This is a genomic window from Enterobacter sp. E20, assembly GCF_000801755.2.
GTDB lineage: Bacteria > Pseudomonadota > Gammaproteobacteria > Enterobacterales > Enterobacteriaceae > Enterobacter > Enterobacter asburiae_B.
This window is the reverse complement of sequence record NZ_CP012999.1, coordinates 2,461,715-2,477,484: the sequence shown is the minus strand read 5'-3', so window position 1 is coordinate 2,477,484 and position 15,770 is coordinate 2,461,715. Positions and strand designations below refer to the sequence as shown.

At 57.2% G+C, this 15,770-nt stretch carries 14 protein-coding genes; 4 read left to right on the top strand and 10 right to left on the bottom strand.

What is annotated here, in order from left to right:
* Positions 1-19: 19 nt before the first annotated feature.
* Both NI40_RS11670 and yddG read right to left on the bottom strand, forming a co-directional pair.
* Positions 20-1,129 (bottom strand): porin OmpC, encoded by a 1,110-nt coding sequence (locus NI40_RS11670; protein WP_039262834.1) that lies wholly within the window; start codon positions 1,127-1,129, stop codon positions 20-22.
* A 630-nt stretch (positions 1,130-1,759) separates the two neighbouring features.
* Complete coding sequence (gene yddG / locus NI40_RS11665; RefSeq protein ID WP_033145645.1) at positions 1,760-2,638, bottom strand: aromatic amino acid DMT transporter YddG; 879 nt, start codon at positions 2,636-2,638, stop codon at positions 1,760-1,762.
* 221 nt (positions 2,639-2,859) lie between these two features.
* Here yddG and fdnG point away from each other — a divergent pair, with 221 nt between their 5' ends.
* From fdnG to fdnI, 3 genes are read left to right on the top strand one after another with little or no spacing between them, the layout of a single operon-like run.
* The gene (gene fdnG, locus NI40_RS11655) at positions 2,860-5,907 is read left to right on the top strand and encodes a formate dehydrogenase-N subunit alpha (RefSeq protein ID WP_139152916.1); all 3,048 of its coding nucleotides are present in this window, start codon (positions 2,860-2,862) and stop codon (positions 5,905-5,907) included.
* Between the two features lie 11 nt (positions 5,908-5,918).
* The gene (fdxH, locus tag NI40_RS11650) at positions 5,919-6,803 is read left to right on the top strand and encodes a formate dehydrogenase subunit beta (protein WP_039262832.1); all 885 of its coding nucleotides are present in this window, start codon (positions 5,919-5,921) and stop codon (positions 6,801-6,803) included.
* A complete protein-coding gene (fdnI, locus tag NI40_RS11645) occupies positions 6,796-7,452 on the top strand; it encodes a formate dehydrogenase-N subunit gamma (RefSeq protein ID WP_039262831.1) in 657 nt (218 codons plus the stop codon). The genes fdxH and fdnI overlap by 8 nt, the downstream gene beginning before the upstream one ends.
* A gap of 51 nt (positions 7,453-7,503) precedes the next feature.
* On the opposite strand, the gene NI40_RS22815 is transcribed toward fdnI, so the two are convergent.
* The 3 genes from NI40_RS22815 to ppk2 form a co-directional block, all read right to left on the bottom strand.
* Entirely contained in the window at positions 7,504-7,827 is a 324-nt protein-coding gene (locus NI40_RS22815; RefSeq protein WP_045899529.1) for a CcdB family protein, read from the bottom strand.
* Positions 7,827-8,015, bottom strand: coding sequence for a hypothetical protein (locus NI40_RS11640; RefSeq protein WP_039262830.1), 189 nt, complete (start codon positions 8,013-8,015; stop codon positions 7,827-7,829). The genes NI40_RS22815 and NI40_RS11640 overlap by 1 nt, the downstream gene beginning before the upstream one ends.
* Before the next feature lie 102 nt (positions 8,016-8,117).
* Positions 8,118-8,936 carry a polyphosphate kinase 2 gene (gene ppk2 / locus NI40_RS11635; protein WP_032656920.1) on the bottom strand — a complete coding sequence of 273 codons (819 nt, stop codon included), beginning with the start codon at positions 8,934-8,936 and terminating at the stop codon, positions 8,118-8,120.
* 166 nt (positions 8,937-9,102) lie between these two features.
* Here ppk2 and araJ point away from each other — a divergent pair, with 166 nt between their 5' ends.
* Entirely contained in the window at positions 9,103-10,278 is a 1,176-nt protein-coding gene (araJ, locus tag NI40_RS11630) for an MFS transporter AraJ (protein WP_039262829.1), read from the top strand.
* Between the two features lie 6 nt (positions 10,279-10,284).
* On the opposite strand, the gene NI40_RS11625 is transcribed toward araJ, so the two are convergent.
* The 5 genes from NI40_RS11625 to NI40_RS11605 are packed head-to-tail and all read right to left on the bottom strand — an operon-like array spanning position 10,285 to position 15,769.
* Complete coding sequence (locus NI40_RS11625) at positions 10,285-11,376, bottom strand: alkylhydroperoxidase domain protein (protein ID WP_039262828.1); 1,092 nt, start codon at positions 11,374-11,376, stop codon at positions 10,285-10,287.
* 10 nt (positions 11,377-11,386) lie between these two features.
* Positions 11,387-12,376 carry a putative FMN-dependent luciferase-like monooxygenase gene (locus NI40_RS11620; RefSeq protein WP_033145634.1) on the bottom strand — a complete coding sequence of 330 codons (990 nt, stop codon included), beginning with the start codon at positions 12,374-12,376 and terminating at the stop codon, positions 11,387-11,389.
* Positions 12,373-13,980, bottom strand: coding sequence for a dipeptide ABC transporter ATP-binding protein (locus tag NI40_RS11615; protein ID WP_039262827.1), 1,608 nt, complete (start codon positions 13,978-13,980; stop codon positions 12,373-12,375). The genes NI40_RS11620 and NI40_RS11615 overlap by 4 nt, the downstream gene beginning before the upstream one ends.
* The gene (locus tag NI40_RS11610; protein ID WP_039262825.1) at positions 13,980-14,828 is read right to left on the bottom strand and encodes an ABC transporter permease; all 849 of its coding nucleotides are present in this window, start codon (positions 14,826-14,828) and stop codon (positions 13,980-13,982) included. Before NI40_RS11610 ends, NI40_RS11615 begins: the two co-directional genes overlap by 1 nt.
* Positions 14,825-15,769: an ABC transporter permease gene (locus NI40_RS11605; RefSeq protein WP_024909556.1), complete on the bottom strand. Its 945-nt coding sequence runs from the start codon at positions 15,767-15,769 to the stop codon at positions 14,825-14,827. The genes NI40_RS11610 and NI40_RS11605 overlap by 4 nt, the downstream gene beginning before the upstream one ends.
* Position 15,770: the final 1 nt, after the last annotated feature.

The following is a 15,770-nucleotide window of genomic DNA, read 5'->3' as shown; positions in this document are numbered from 1 at the left end:
GCTTTTGTACAGACAAGATTTAGAACTGGTAGGTCAGACCCAGCGCAACGATGTTGTCGGTACCGATGCCTGCCTGGCGAGTGAACTGGTTGTCGTCGAGCAGGTTGATTTTGTAATCCACGTAGGTGGACATGTTTTTGTTAAAATAGTAGGTCGTGCCAACATCGATGTATTTAACCAGATCCTGGTCGCCGAAGTTCTCGATGTCTTTACCTTTAGACTGCAGGTAAGCAATGGATGGGCGCAGGCCAAAGTCGAACTGATACTGAGCCACAACTTCGAAGTTTTGCGCCTTGTTTGCAAAACCGTAGATGTCGCTGCGATTACCGTTAGAGGTACCGAAGCGGGTTGCGTTATAGGTCTGAGAATACTGTGCAGCAAGGTAAATGTTGTTCGCGTCGTATTTCACGCCACCGCTGTACACTTCAGCGCGGTCGCCTTCACCGTATACGCCAGCCGCATTCTGGTCAGCGGTACGACGTGAAGAGGACATTGCGCCACCCACGCTGAAGCCTTCACCCAGATCGTAAGTCAGGGACGCGCCGTAACCGTCGCCGTTCTGGTTCAGCAGGCTGCGACCGCTGGTGTTTTCACCGCTTACGCTGCCGTTTTTGCCCTGATACTGCAGAGCAAAGTTCAGGCCGTCAACCAGACCAAAGAAGTCCTGGTTACGGTAGGTCGCAACGCCGTTTGCACGAGACTGCAGGAAGTTGTCGGCACCGTAGGTGTCGCCGCCGAATTCTGGCAGGACGTCGGTCCAGGAGGTCACGTCGTAAATTACGCCGTAGTTACGACCGTAATCAAAGGAGCCTGCTTCCGCAAACTTCAGACCGGCAAACGCCACACGGGTCCAGGACTTGTTGTCGCCTTCTTCCTGGTTGCCCTGAATCTGGTATTCCCACTGGCCGTAGCCGGACAGCTGGTCGTTAACCTGAGTTTCGCCCTTGAAGCCGATACGCATGTAGGTTTTATCGCCATCTGCGCCAGCGTCATCAGAGAAATAGTGCAGACCTGTTACTTTACCGTACAGATCCAGCTTGTTACCGTCTTTGTTGTAAATTTCGGCAGCGTTAACAACGCCTGCTGCCAGCATGGAAGTGACTGCCACTGCAACTAATTTAAGTTTCATCTTAAATGTTCCTTATAATTTTTTTTGAGTATTTCCTGAACCACTGTGAACGATTTCTAAACGAGGCTGCTCGTCAATGGCATGCTATTTTTAAAAATCTCGTAGTCTTATTTCAATAATAAGTTTCAAAACATTAGAGATAATTTCAATTAGTGTGATCTCGATCGTGCAAAAAGGCGATTATTCAAACAATGCGATCGAATTTCATACGATTAATAATTATGTGTTCTGCGGGACTATTGCTATCGCTATAATTTCTGCGTGTTTTAGTCTATTGCGTTAGATTTCGGTATTGTCGATGTTTTGAGGGGGTTGTTATTACTGTTTTGACTTAATAACAATAGGTTAGGGGTAAATTACAACGTATATTGCGAATATTGTCATGAACACGTCAGAAATGAATTATTGCACTCAATGCTATCCATGACGTTAATATTCGCAGTTAATTAATTCCATAGTGTTGTCAGTTTGTGTCAATTATCTTTTCTGCCGTTTACAGAAGGCGGTGAATATAAACCGAATTTAAACGGAAATGCGATAATTATGATAAATATTCTGAGGAGCCATCACACTTTAAATTAATGTTAATTATGTTGCCGGGCTGAAATTCGCCCGGCCGTTAGAGAAGCATTATTTTCTTGTTGCGTACCAGCAGAGCAACGACCCGGCGCAGACCATCAGCGCGCCTTGCCAGAACGAGAATGAGAGGGGCGAACTCAGCACTGCGGCGGCAAGCGCGGCGGAGAGGACAGGGGTAAAATAGGATACGGCAGCGAGTACCGTGACGTTACCGTGAAGGATGCCAATATTCCATGCGGCGTAACCAAACCCAAGCGCAATACCGCACATGACGAGTTTCACGACCACAGGAAGCGTGAACACCATCTCGGGCTGATCGCTCAGGAAATATTTCACCCACAGGCTCAGCGCGGTCAGCAAAACAAACAGGGTAATGCCGTTTTGTCCTTTCGCAAATTTGCTGGTGACCGTGCAGTAGGCGGCCCAGATAAAGGCGCCGGCAAACGCCAGCGCGTAGCTCAGCGGGCTGGAAACGATGTTGCGGGTTATTTCATCGAGATGTAAACCCTGTTCACCGCCCAATACCCAGCATACGCCCAGCAATGAGACGGCTAAGCCGGGGATCACCCACAGGGTCGATTTCTGCCCGTTGAACAAGATGGCAAACACAATAGTCAGGCTCGGCCAAAGGTAATTGACCATGCCCACTTCAATAGCCTGCGATCGCGTTGCGGCATAGCCCAGCGACAGCGCCAGGCATATTTCGTAGCTGACAAATAAAACGCTGCCGGCAATAAGATAGCGGGGTGAAAACCGCCTGATATCAGGAAATCCTACCGTCACCAGACACAGTAATCCGCTCAGCGTGTAGATCATCGCCGCACCGCCTACCGGGCCCAGTCCCTCACTCACGCTGCGAATAAGGCCGACCATGGTGCTCCATAACAGTATTGCCGCCAGCCCAATAAGCGTTGCTCTCTTTCTGTCCATTACTTCGCCATTGCAATAAAAATCAGAGGAAAAATGTATCGCATTCATCCTGACGCTGTCGCCAATTATTCTCTTAAACCGTTAATCAAAAAGGAGTATTTAAAGGTTCCGGGGGTGACTATTAAGGGGGTGAAGGCAGATGACCTTGATTTGACGCAAAAAAAACAGGGGCTTTGCTGTTAGTTTGCGGCGCGAAGTCTTATATGAAAACGAGGACAACAATGGACGTCAGCCGCAGACAATTTTTTAAAATCTGCGCGGGCGGTATGGCCGGAACAACGGCAGCCATGCTGGGATTTGCTCCCAAAATGGCGCTGGCTCAGGCACGCAACTATAAGCTGCTGCGCGCAAAAGAGATCCGTAACACCTGCACATACTGCTCCGTAGGTTGTGGGCTTTTGATGTATAGCCTGGGCGATGGCGCGAAGAACGCCAGAGAAGCGATTTACCATATTGAAGGGGACCCGGATCATCCGGTGAGCCGCGGGGCGCTTTGCCCGAAAGGGGCGGGGCTGCTGGACTACGTTCACAGCGAAAACCGCCTGCGCTACCCGGAATATCGCGCGCCGGGTTCCGACAAGTGGCAGCGTATCTCCTGGGATGAGGCCTTCTCCCGTATTGCCAAATTAATGAAAGCCGACCGCGACGCCAACTTTATTGAAAAGAACGCCCAGGGCGTAACGGTTAACCGCTGGCTTTCCACCGGGATGCTGTGCGCGTCTGCGGCGAGTAATGAAACCGGCATGCTGACGCAAAAATTTGTGCGCTCTCTCGGCATGCTGGCGGTAGACAACCAGGCGCGCGTCTGACACGGACCAACGGTAGCAAGTCTTGCTCCAACATTTGGTCGCGGTGCGATGACCAACCACTGGGTTGATATCAAAAACGCTAACGTCGTGGTGGTGATGGGCGGTAACGCCGCTGAAGCTCATCCGGTGGGGTTCCGCTGGGCGATGGAAGCGAAAAATAACAACGATGCGACGCTTATCGTCGTCGATCCGCGCTTTACGCGTACGGCATCGGTGGCCGATATCTATGCGCCAATCCGCTCCGGTACGGACATTACGTTCCTGTCCGGCGTGCTGCTGTACCTGATCGAAAACAACAAAATTAACGCGGAATACGTTAAGCACTACACCAACGCGAACCTGCTGGTGCGGGATGATTTTGCCTTCGATGACGGGTTGTTTAGCGGCTATGACGCCGAAAAACGCCAGTACGATAAAACGTCCTGGAACTATCAGTTCGATGAAAACGGCTATGCGCTGCGTGATGAAACACTGACGCACCCGCGCTGCGTGTGGAACCTGCTGAAACAGCACGTTTCCCGCTACACGCCGGAGGTGGTGGAAAACATCTGCGGCACGCCGAAAGCGGACTTCCTGAAGGTGTGTGAAGTGCTGGCCTCCACCAGCGCCGCCGACAGAACCACCACGTTCCTCTACGCGCTGGGCTGGACGCAGCACACCGTCGGCGCGCAGAACATCCGCACCATGGCGATGATCCAACTGCTGCTCGGCAACATGGGCATGGCGGGGGGCGGCGTAAACGCGCTGCGCGGTCACTCCAACATTCAGGGGCTGACCGACCTCGGTCTGCTCTCCACCAGCTTGCCCGGCTACCTGACGCTGCCGTCGGAAAAGCAGGCGGATCTGCAAACGTATCTTGAGGCCAATACGCCGAAAGCGACGCTGCCGGATCAGGTGAACTACTGGAGCAACTATCCGAAGTTCTACGTCAGCCTGATGAAATCCTTCTACGGCGACGCGGCGCAGAAGGAGAACGACTGGGGCTTTGAGTGGCTGCCGAAGTGGGACCAGGCGTACGACGTCATCAAGTACTTCAACATGATGGATAAGGGCGACGTCACGGGGTATATCTGCCAGGGCTTTAACCCGGTGGCCTCCTTCCCGGACAAGAACAAAGTCGTTCGCAGCCTGAGCAAGCTGAAGTACATGGTGGTTATCGATCCGCTGGTGACCGAAACGTCCACCTTCTGGCAGAACCACGGGGAATCGAACGATGTCGATCCGGCGTCGATTCAAACCGAAGTGTTCCGCCTGCCGTCCACCTGCTTTGCGGAAGAGGACGGTTCGATTGCCAACTCCGGCCGCTGGCTGCAGTGGCACTGGAAAGGCCAGGATGCGCCGGGCGAAGCGCGTAACGACGGCGAAATCCTGGCCGGGATTTACCATCGCCTGCGCGAAATGTACCGCACCGAAGGCGGCAAGGGCGCTGAGCCGCTGCTGAAGATGGGCTGGAGCTACAGGCAGCCTGACCATCCTGAGTCAGAGGAAGTCGCCAAAGAGAACAACGGCGTGGCGCTGGCGGATCTCTATGACGCCAGCGGCAACCTGGTGGCGAAGAAAGGCCAGCTGCTGAACAGCTTCGCGCTGCTGCGCGATGACGGCACGACGGCGTCGTCATGCTGGATCTACACCGGCAGCTGGACGGAGCAGGGCAACCAGATGGCCAACCGCGACAACGCCGACCCGTCCGGGCTGGGCAATACGCTGGGCTGGGCATGGGCGTGGCCGCTGAACCGTCGCGTGCTGTACAACCGCGCGTCTGCAGACGTAAACGGCAAGCCGTGGGATCCGAAACGCATGCTGATCCAGTGGAACGGGGCGAAGTGGGCGGGGAACGATATCCCGGACTACAACACCGCCGCGCCGGGCAGCAACACCGGGCCATTCATCATGCAGCCGGAAGGGCTGGGACGCCTGTTTGCCCTCAACAAGCTGGCGGAAGGGCCGTTCCCGGAACACTACGAGCCGATGGAAACGCCGCTCGGCACCAACCCGCTGCACCCGAACGTGGTCTCCAGCCCGGTGGTGCGTATCTACGAAGACGACGTCCTGCGCTTAGGTAAAAAGGACAAGTTCCCGTACGTAGGGACGACCTATCGCCTGACCGAGCATTTCCACACCTGGACCAAGCACGCGCGGCTTAACGCCATCGCGCAGCCGGAACAGTTTGTGGAGATCAGCGAGACGCTGGCGAAGGCGAAAGGCATCGCCAACGGCGACCGCGTGAAGGTAAGCAGCAAGCGCGGCTTTATTCGCGCGGTGGCGGTGGTGACCCGTCGTCTTCAATGCCTGAACGTGCACGGCCAGCAGGTGGAAACCGTCGGGATCCCGCTGCACTGGGGCTTTGAGGGCGTGGCGCAGAAAGGCTACATCGCCAATACCCTGACGCCAAACGTCGGCGATTCCAACTCGCAAACGCCGGAGTACAAGGCGTTTCTGGTCAACATCGAGAAAGCGTAAGGAGCGATTCAATGGCGATGGAAACACAAGACGTTATCAAACGCTCCGCGACAAACCCGATTACCCCCGCGCCCCGCGCGCGGGACTACAAGGCAGAGGTCGCTAAGCTTATCGACGTCTCCTCCTGCGTGGGCTGTAAGGCCTGCCAGGTGGCCTGCTCGGAGTGGAACGATATCCGCGACGAGGTGGGGCACTGCGTGGGGGTCTACGACAATCCGGCGGATCTGAGCGCCAAATCCTGGACGGTGATGCGCTTTAGCGAAACCGACCAGAACGGCAGGCTGGAATGGCTCATCCGTAAAGACGGTTGCATGCACTGTGAAGATCCGGGCTGCCTGAAGGCGTGCCCGTCTGCCGGCGCGATTATTCAGTACGCCAACGGTATCGTCGACTTCCAGCAGGACAACTGCATCGGCTGCGGGTACTGCATCGCGGGCTGTCCGTTTAATATCCCGCGCCTCAATAAAGAGGATAACCGGGTATACAAATGCACCCTGTGCGTGGACCGCGTCAGCGTCGGGCAGGAGCCTGCGTGTGTGAAAACCTGCCCGACAGGGGCGATCCACTTCGGCACCAAAAAAGAGATGCTGGACGTGGCGCAACAGCGCGTGGACAAGCTGAAAGCGCGCGGCTACGAGAATGCGGGCATTTATAACCCGCAGGGCGTGGGCGGTACGCACGTGATGTATGTGCTGCACCATAACGACCAGCCGGAGCTGTACCACAACCTGCCGAAGGATCCGGCGATCGATACCTCCATCAACCTCTGGAAAGGGGCGCTTAAGCCGCTCTTGGCGGCGGGCTTTATCGCCACCTTTGCCGGGCTGATTTATCACTACATCGGTATCGGGCCAAACAAAGAGGTGGATGAGGACGAGGAGGAGCATCATGAGTAAGTCGAAAACGATCGTGCGCACGAAGTTTGTTGACCGCGCCTGTCACTGGACGGTCGTGATTTGCTTCTTCCTGGTGGCGGTGTCGGGGATTTCGTTCTTCTTCCCGACGCTGCAGTGGCTGACCGAAACCTTCGGCACGCCGCAGATGGGGCGCATTCTGCATCCGTTCTTCGGCGTGCTGATTTTCGTGGTGCTGATGTTTATGTTCGTGCGCTTTGTCCACCACAACATCCCGGACAGGCAGGATATCCCGTGGGTGAAAGGGATCGTCGAAGTCCTGAAGGGCAACGAGCATAAGGTCGCGAAGGTGGGGAAATACAACGCCGGGCAGAAGATGATGTTCTGGACCATCATGAGCATGATTTTTGTGCTTCTGGTGACCGGCGTGATTATCTGGCGTCCGTATTTTGCGCACTATTTTCCGATTCAGGTGATTCGCTACGCGCTGCTGATCCACGCCACCTCGGCCATCATTCTGATCCACGCCATCCTGATCCATATGTATATGGCGTTCTGGGTAAAGGGATCGATTAAAGGGATGATTGAAGGGAAGGTGAGCCGCCGCTGGGCGCAGAAACACCACCCGCGCTGGTATCGTGATGTGGAACGACTGGAAGCGAAACAGGAAAGCACGGAAGGAATGAAGTAAGACCTGCGCCGTCGGCTTTGCCCGACGGCGCTGCGCTTGCGCGGGCCTACGTTATGTATTGGTCACTAACGCATCTATCGCCGCGATAACAGTACTTCTCGCGCTGCGAAGGTTACATACATAATCTTTATTATTTAGTTTCTGTTTTTCCACGTGTGTTATGCCAGCGGTGTTAAGGAAATATCGCTCGAAATTAATATTCACTAAAGGCATCGCGGCATTGATATGTCCACGTAGATAGCTATGGTAGCTCAATGGAATAATCAGTCTTGTTGATAAATCATCATAATAGTCATGTTGAATTATCATAAAATAAGGCTGGTAGTCCCGTGTTCTTTCTGAAGGGTTACGGTAAATGTCAAACTGAAAGCACATTAAATCCCTCCAAAGAAAGGATCGTCTGATAATAATCCCGCTTTAGCCGTAAATTCATTTATGGCTTTTATGAATTCTTTATCTTGCTGATGATCTCGTCTTCGAGTCTCTGGCGTCCGGGCTTCACGGGAGACTCCACTCGCTATGCTCTCCCTTTTGCCATAGTCTTTGCTTCGGTTTGGCTTCATTTGTATCTCCTTTGTTGGTGCGGTCATTATCAACCGCAGCCAACAAAAAACAATACCGTATCCCCTGGTAATCTACATTCTGCGAGGCGTATTCCAGTAATTTCAGAACCGCTCCTCCACATACCGGAATGGATATTTTGTGGGTTTGGCTTTGCCTATTTTACGTTTCGGTAAATCCACTTTTTCGACGTGAATTTCTTTATAGGGAATTTGTGTGAGCAGGTGCGAAATAATATTCAGGCGCACGCGTTTTTTATCTTCTGAACGCGCTACAAACCACGGCGCCCAGGCGGTATCTGTCGCTTCAAACATGGCGTCGCGCGCGAGGGTATACTCGTCCCACAGGTTAAAGGACTTAATATCCATCGGCGATAGCTTCCAGATTTTACGACCATCGTTAATACGGTCGCGCAGGCGGCGCTCCTGCTCTTTAGGCGTGACCTCCAGCCAGTATTTCAGCAAGATAATCCCGGCATCCACCATCGCTTTTTCCATCACCGGCGCACCATCAAGAAACTTCTCAACCTGCTCGGGGGTGCAGAATCCCATTACCCGCTCGACACCCGCGCGGTTGTACCAGCTGCGGTCGAAAATGACGATCTCCCCGGCGGCAGGCAGATGGGGAACATAACGCTGAAAATAGAGCTGGGTTTTCTCTTTCTCGGTGGGTGCAGGGAGGGCAACAACGCGAAACACGCGAGGGCTGACGCGCTCGGTGATCGCTTTAATGGTGCCACCTTTACCCGCTCCGTCGCGTCCTTCAAAAACAATACACACTTTTAGCCCTTTGGCGACGACCCACTGCTGGAGCTTAACCAGTTCAACGTGGAGGCGACGTAGCTCTTGTTCATACTCTTTGGTCTTTAACGGAGCATTCTTTACGACATCAACAGCGACACTGGTTTTCTTTTTGCTTCCCATGATGGTCATCCTCAGATTGTCCGGCGCGGAAAAAAGCGAGGCCGCACTATGAAGTGTAATCCACCTGAATTAATGGATTAACCTGCCAGCCAACGGATTTGAACTGGCTCACCATACAAGATTATTCAATAATGCCCGTCGCGAGTGATTAACCAGTGGTTGAAGTATGAAAAAGACAATTTTTTCGTTGGCGCTTGGCACCTTTGGCCTCGGAATGGCTGAATTTGGCATTATGGGCGTGCTCACCGAACTGGCACATGACACCGGTATTTCGATTCCTTCTGCCGGGAATATGATCTCGTTTTATGCGTTCGGGGTGGTGATTGGCGCCCCGATTGTGGCGCTGTTCTCAGGCAAGTTCTCGTTAAAAACCACGCTGCTGTTTCTGGTGGCGATGTCCGCTGTCGGCAACGGCCTGTTTACGTTCTCAACGTCGTACTTCTGGCTGGCGCTGGGACGGTTGATTTCCGGTTTTCCGCACGGGGCCATTTTTGGCGTCGGGGCGATTATCCTCTCCAAAATTGCGCCGCCGGGTAAGGTGACGGTCGCGGTGGCGGGGATGATCGCCGGTATGACCGTGGCTAACCTGGTGGGCGTTCCGCTGGGCACCTGGCTTGGGCACCAGTTCAGCTGGCGCTATACCTTTTTCCTGATTGCCGTGTTCAATGCGTTGGTGATCCTTTCAGTGCTGCTCTGGGTGCCGGACATCCATGACAAATCAGAAATTAAATTGACCGAGCAGTTCCACTTTTTGAAAAAACCAGAACCCTGGCTGATTTTTGCCGCCACGATGTTTGGCAACGCCGGGGTGTTCGCGTGGTTTAGCTTCGTTAAGCCGTTTATGGTCAACGTCTCCGGTTTTTCAGAAGGGATGATGACGGCCATCATGATGCTGATGGGGCTTGGCATGGTGTTGGGCAATCTGCTGAGCGGTAAGCTCTCGGGGCGTTTTAGCCCGCTGCGCATTGCGGCCACCACCGACATGGTGATTGTCGCCTCGCTGCTGCTGCTTTTCGCCTTTGGTGAACTGAAAACGGCCTCGCTGATCATGGGCTTTATCTGCTGTGCCGGGCTGTTCGCGCTCTCTGCGCCGCTACAAATTCTGCTTCTGCAAAATGCGAAGGGCGGTGAGATGCTGGGTGCGGCAGGGGGACAGATGGCGTTTAATCTCGGCAGTGCGATTGGCGCGTACTTTGGCGGAATGATGATTGTCCTCGGCTTTAGCTGGCGTTACGTCACGCTGCCGGCGGCAATACTTTCTTTCTCGGCCATGAGTGCACTGCTGATCTATGGTCACCTGCGGGCCAGACGGGCTCAGGCTAACGCTCGCGCGCTAGCCTGACAGGCTTCAGGCAAGCCAGGGCTCACCCAGGGTCAGCATCAGGCGGTTGGCCCAGGCGAAGAACGCGGCGGATTGCACCAGATCGAGCTGCGCTAAGGTATCCAGCCCCTCTTTTTCCAGCGCGGCAAGGTGCAGCGGCGAGGCGGCAGGCGGCGTGACCGACAGCGCCGCCGCAAAATCGATTTCCGCCTGCCAGCGTGCGGATTGCCCCTCGCTCAGGGACCGCCCCGGCCTCACGGCCAGCAGGGCTTCTACCGCCGCGTCATCCTTTGACAGCTGGCTGGCTTTACGCGCATGGACAGATGCGCAGTAAATGCAGCCGTTGATTTTACTGGCGACCGTTGCGGCCAGCTCGCGCTCGGCGCGCGGCAATCCCCCCGATGTATAAAAAATGCCTTTATCCGTTAACGTGCGCTGTTCAAGCACCGGCAGGTTGCGCGCCAGCAGGCGGAAGTACTCGGAATCGGTATGGCCAAATTTCGCCAGGATGGCAACCTCATCGTCACTGAAATCCGCCAGCGGTTTGGCCGCTATCCACGGTTCCCATCCCAGCTCCTGCTGGGTGAACGCGACGGGGGCCGCCTTTCCGGTGACCGTTGTTGCGGTCGTGTGCCAGATGCCTGCCGCCACCGGCGCATCGCTTTTGGCGACGGGCCTGTCATTCAGCAGCCGCAGCCCGGTGATGAGTCGGCTCTGGAAGCTCACAAACGCAATAAGCTGCGCCAGGGTAACAATGCCTTCCTTGCTCCATCCCGCCTGGGTCAGCGCCCTTAACGCTGCGGGCGTCGCTTCGACGGGGGAGAACGTCAGCAGCCGCGCGAAATTCAGCGCCGGGGTCAGGCGTTCTGAGGTGGGGTCGGCCAGGCCAAACCCCGCATAGTGCGCGGCCAGCGCCTCAGCGCTGTGCCACCTGGCGACTTTTGCCGCCACGGCGAAGCGCTCGTCGAGTGCAAAATCAGCATTCTGCTGGCTAAAGAGAATTTCGTAGCTGCCCTGCGCGTGGCGCGTGGCGGCATCACGCGTGGCGCGCGCCTCTGCCAGAGGGGAACCGGGTTTAATTTCCGCCAGCTCGGCGAGAATGTCCTGACTTAACGACATAGGTGTCTCCTCAAAGGATGTGGGGGGCAATACGTTCGGCGATCAGTTCGATGGACCGCAGCGTGTCGCGATGCGTGGGTTCGACCGAATGGACCTGGAATGAGATATCCGTGGCGCGCCTGAGAATGGAGTCAGCATTCAGCGAATGCAGCACCGTGTCGGGCGAACCAATATGCGCGTCAAACTGGCGGCGATAATCAGTGACGTTGTCACCTTTAACCACGTGCCCGGCAGCGCGATGCTGCTGGGCCTGTTTCGTGAGGCCCGGCGTTGCGACCCTGAGCGCATAGTCGTCGCTGTCGGCGACGAACGCCGTACGGGAGGCCAGAATGCGCGGTGCGATGCCCGCAGGCAGCGCCTCAAGGTAGGCATCCACAATCGGGTTCTGGATCTCGTCGAGCGTTAAATCCAGCCGATCTGCCGGGCGCGGCTGCGTGCGGGAGAGCATTAAACCGTGTCCGGCCCGGGCGGCGCGAACGGCTCCGTCAACAGAGAAGGTGGCAATCCAGATACGGTCGGCCAGCTGTGGCGCAGGCGGGTAAAGGTGGTTATCCGGATGGGTAAGCGAATCCCCGCGCCAGGCGCTCTGGATCACATGCAAATGGTCAGCAAAGGCCGCGCCGCGCTCCTCGAACGTCAGGCCGAACGGCAGAAATGAGGTCGGTGTGCCGCCCGAACCAAAACCGACCTCAAGACGACCATCGGCGAGTAAATCGAGCACGGCGGCATCTTCCGCGACGCGCAGCGGGTTTTCCATCGGCAGGGTAATGATGGCCGTGCCCAGACGGATGGTTTCGGTATGCGCGGCGACGTGCGCCAGAAACAGCAGCGGCGACGGCAGGCCGCCTTCACTTTCGTGGAAGTGGTGCTGGGCAATCCAGGCGCTGTCAAAACCGTGGCGTTCGGCGTGGCGGATCTGTTCAGTTGCCAGACGATAGCGCTCCTTCGGCGCAGCGTCGTCAAGCAGGCGGGTGAAAAATCCCAGGCGTTTTCGCGTCATGCGAACTCCTCCGTAGCGGGTGAAAAATGGGGAATGGCGTCAATCAGCTCGCGGGTATAGTCGTTCTGCGGCGACGCGAATAAGGTTCCGACGTCGCCCTGTTCGACCACCTGACCGCCGCGCAGCACCGTGACGCTGTGGGCGATCCGGCGGACAGTTGACAGATCGTGCGTGATAAAGAGGTAGGTCAATCCCAGCTGCTGCTGCAGCTGCTGAAGCAGAGCCAGGATCTGCGCCTGCACGGTGACGTCCAGCGCGGAGGTGGCTTCGTCCAGCACCAGAATGGTCGGCTCCAGGATCAGCGCCCGGGCAATGGCAACGCGCTGGCGCTGTCCGCCTGAAAGCTCCCGGGCGGTGCGGGTCAGGAATTCGACGGGCAGGGCAACCCGCTGCGCCACCGTCTCCACCCGGAGCTTTCGCTGCGCCTTACTGAGTCGAGAAAAGTTCTTCAGGGGCTCCTCGATGATCTCGAACAGCGTCTGTCGCGGGTCGAGAGAGGCAAACGGGTTCTGGTAGACGAACTGGATCTTCTGGCGCAACTGACGGCGGGCCTCGCGGCTGAGCGTGGTGGCATCAATATCATCAATGATGACCTGTCCGCTGTCGGCCTGTTCAAAACCCAGCAAAATACGGGCGAGGGTGGTTTTCCCGGAGCCGGATTCACCGACCAGCGCATGCGTGCTGCCGCGCCTGACGTCAAACGTCACCCGATCCAGCGCCTGAAGCTGATGACCTTTGCCCAGGGAGAATTGCTTGCTGATGGCGCGGGCGCGAATGGCCGGCGACGCGAGCGGGAGACCGGCTACCGGGGCGATGGTCAGGCGCTGGCCCTGGAGATCGCTCAACAGCTGGCGGGTGTAGGCGTGCTGCGGCGTGCGGACGATATCGCCGGTGTTGCCCTGTTCCTGAACCTCGCCATCGCGAAACACCAGCAGCCTGTCCGCGCGCTGTGCGGCCAGCGCCAGATCGTGGGTGACAAACAGAACGGCGGTACCCGACTCCCGGCGCAGGATATCCAGCAGATCGAGAATACGTTTTTGCACCGTCACATCCAGCGCGCTGGTGGGCTCATCGGCAACGATCACGTCCGGGCGCAGCGCTATCGCGATGGCAATCAGCACGCGCTGTTTCATCCCGCCGGAGAGCTGATGGGGATACTGCGTCATGCGCTGTTCGGGGTGGCTCAGGCCGACCTTTGTCAGCAGGGCGAGCACCTGCTCGTCGCGCTCGGCGCGGGTCACCTTCTGGTGGAGCTGAACGATCTCTCCGACCTGCGCCCCGATGGTCTTCACCGGGTTGAGCGAATTACCCGGATCCTGCGGTACCAGGCTAATTCGCGCGCCGCGAAGGGTATCGAGGCGCTTCGCGGACCATCGGCTAATCTCCTCGCCGTTGAGCGATATTTTTCCCGCATCGCGCCGGGCGTTATCGGCCAGCAGGCCAATGATCGCCTGCGCCGTGGTCGTCTTGCCGGATCCGGATTCGCCGACGAACGCCAGCATTTCCCCTCGTCCGAGCGTGAAGCTGACGTTATGCACCACCTCTCGCCACTGGCGAGCGGAACGGTAGCTAATCGTCAAATTTTCCACTGAGAGAACGGTCATTAGCGACCTCCGCTGAACTGTTGGCTGATACGGTTGGTGGCCAGCACCACGGCGATGACGACCACGCCGGGGAAGGTGGTGAGCCACCAGGCGGTAGAGAGATAGTTACGGCCTTCGGCAATCAGTAAGCCCCATTCCGGCACGGGCGGCGGGGTGCCGTAGCCGAGAAAGCTCAGCGTGGAGAGCGCCAGGATTGCCTGACCAAACTGCAGCGTGGCAAAGGCGAGGACGGCGGTTAACGCGTTGGGCAGGATGTGTCGCCACAGCACGGCGAAAAACGTCCCGCCGCTGCCGAACGCCGCTTCGACATAATCCGTATGGCGGATACGCACGACTTCACCGCGCGCGAGGCGGGCGAAGCTGGCAATGGAGGCAACGCCGACGGCAATCGCGGCGTTAACGGTGCCAAAACCGAGCAGAATAATCACCGTCAGCGAGAGCAGCAGAGACGGGATGGAGAGCAACACGTCGACGAAGCGCATCAGCAGAGACTCGACGCGCCCGGCGAACGCCCCGGCGATCACCCCTAAGCCGGTGCCGACCACCAGCCCCATCGTCACGGCGGCCAGCGCCGCGCTCAGGGAGTGTGATGCACCGTAGACAATACGCGTGTAAACATCGCGGCCAAGCTGATCGGTGCCGAGCCAGTGTCCCGCCTGCGGTGCCAGGCGCTGTGCCCCGGCGATGCCCTCAATCGGGCTGTAGTGGGTTAACAGGCCGGGCGCTACGGCGGCAAAAGCGGCGAGAATAATCACCCCCCACGCCAGCCACAGTCCCGGTTGCCATTCCACGGCCTGCCAGGCTGGAACGCGTTTTCGCGCGGCGGCAGCGTAATCGACCAGACTCATGATGCACCTCCGGTAACGGTTTGCAGACGGGGATCCAGCAGCGGCATCAGCAGATCCACCAGCAGATTGATCAGGACAAAACCGAGGGCGGAAATCATCACTACCGCCTGAAGTACGGCGATATCCTGGTTATTCACCGCCTGCTGGGTCAGCTGTCCGAGCCCGCTGCGGCCAAAAACGGTTTCGGTGATCAGCGCCCCGGCAATCAGCTCGCCCAGCAGCAGCCCGGCAATGTTCAGGACCGGCAGCAGGGCGTTGCCGGTCACGTGACGCCACAGGACGGCGGTTTCACTCAGCCCTTTGGCACGGGCGACGGCGACAAAAGGCTGCGTCGCCACCTGGTCCAGACTGCGCATCAGAATTTGCGCCAGCGGGGCGGAGATCGGGATCGCGACGGTCACGATCGGCAGGATCAGCCCCTGCAGCGGCGTCGGGTTAATCACCGGGATCAGCCGCAGCTGAAAAGAAAAGAGCTGGATGAGGGCAATCCCCAGCCAGAACGTCGGTAAGGAGATAAAAAGGACCGGCAGAGACTGAAGGGTATTGCTCAGCCAGCGCAGACCCGGCAGACGCGATGCAAAGGCCAGCGCAAAGGCCAGCAGGACCGCGAGTACAAACGCGGGCAGGGCGAGGCTCAGGGTATCCGGCAGATTGCTGGCAATCAGCTCGCTGACCGGCACGCCTGCCTGTAGCGAATAGCCGAAATCCCCGCGCAGCATTGCCAGCAGCGTGTGGCCGTATTGCTGCCACAGCGGGCTGTCCGCGCCGTAGGCCACGCGCATCTCCTCGATTTGCGCCGGGCTTAAGCCCAGGTCCGGGTTCTGAAATTTAATCAGCACCGCGTCGCCCGGCAGCACCTGGAGCAACACGAACGAGAGGGTAAAGGCGGCCCACAGTACCAGCAGCCCGTGCCCAAAGCGTTGAAGAAGTGCGTGGCGCATC

Bases quoted from the DNA above. Each gene is read 5' to 3' on its own strand.
- NI40_RS11670 (WP_039262834.1), bottom strand. From the start codon at position 1,129: ATGAAACTTAAATTAGTTGCAGTGGCAGTCACTTCCATGCTGGCAGCA.
- yddG (WP_033145645.1), bottom strand. From the start codon at position 2,638: ATGGACAGAAAGAGAGCAACGCTTATTGGGCTGGCGGCAATACTGTTA.
- fdxH (WP_039262832.1), top strand. From the start codon at position 5,919: ATGGCGATGGAAACACAAGACGTTATCAAACGCTCCGCGACAAACCCG.
- fdnI (WP_039262831.1), top strand. From the start codon at position 6,796: ATGAGTAAGTCGAAAACGATCGTGCGCACGAAGTTTGTTGACCGCGCC.
- NI40_RS22815 (WP_045899529.1), bottom strand. From the start codon at position 7,827: ATGTGCTTTCAGTTTGACATTTACCGTAACCCTTCAGAAAGAACACGG.
- NI40_RS11640 (WP_039262830.1), bottom strand. From the start codon at position 8,015: ATGAAGCCAAACCGAAGCAAAGACTATGGCAAAAGGGAGAGCATAGCG.
- ppk2 (WP_032656920.1), bottom strand. From the start codon at position 8,936: ATGGGAAGCAAAAAGAAAACCAGTGTCGCTGTTGATGTCGTAAAGAAT.
- araJ (WP_039262829.1), top strand. From the start codon at position 9,103: ATGAAAAAGACAATTTTTTCGTTGGCGCTTGGCACCTTTGGCCTCGGA.
- NI40_RS11625 (WP_039262828.1), bottom strand. From the start codon at position 11,376: ATGTCGTTAAGTCAGGACATTCTCGCCGAGCTGGCGGAAATTAAACCC.
- NI40_RS11620 (WP_033145634.1), bottom strand. From the start codon at position 12,376: ATGACGCGAAAACGCCTGGGATTTTTCACCCGCCTGCTTGACGACGCT.
- NI40_RS11615 (WP_039262827.1), bottom strand. From the start codon at position 13,980: ATGACCGTTCTCTCAGTGGAAAATTTGACGATTAGCTACCGTTCCGCT.
- NI40_RS11610 (WP_039262825.1), bottom strand. From the start codon at position 14,828: ATGAGTCTGGTCGATTACGCTGCCGCCGCGCGAAAACGCGTTCCAGCC.
- NI40_RS11605 (WP_024909556.1), bottom strand. From the start codon at position 15,769: ATGCGCCACGCACTTCTTCAACGCTTTGGGCACGGGCTGCTGGTACTG.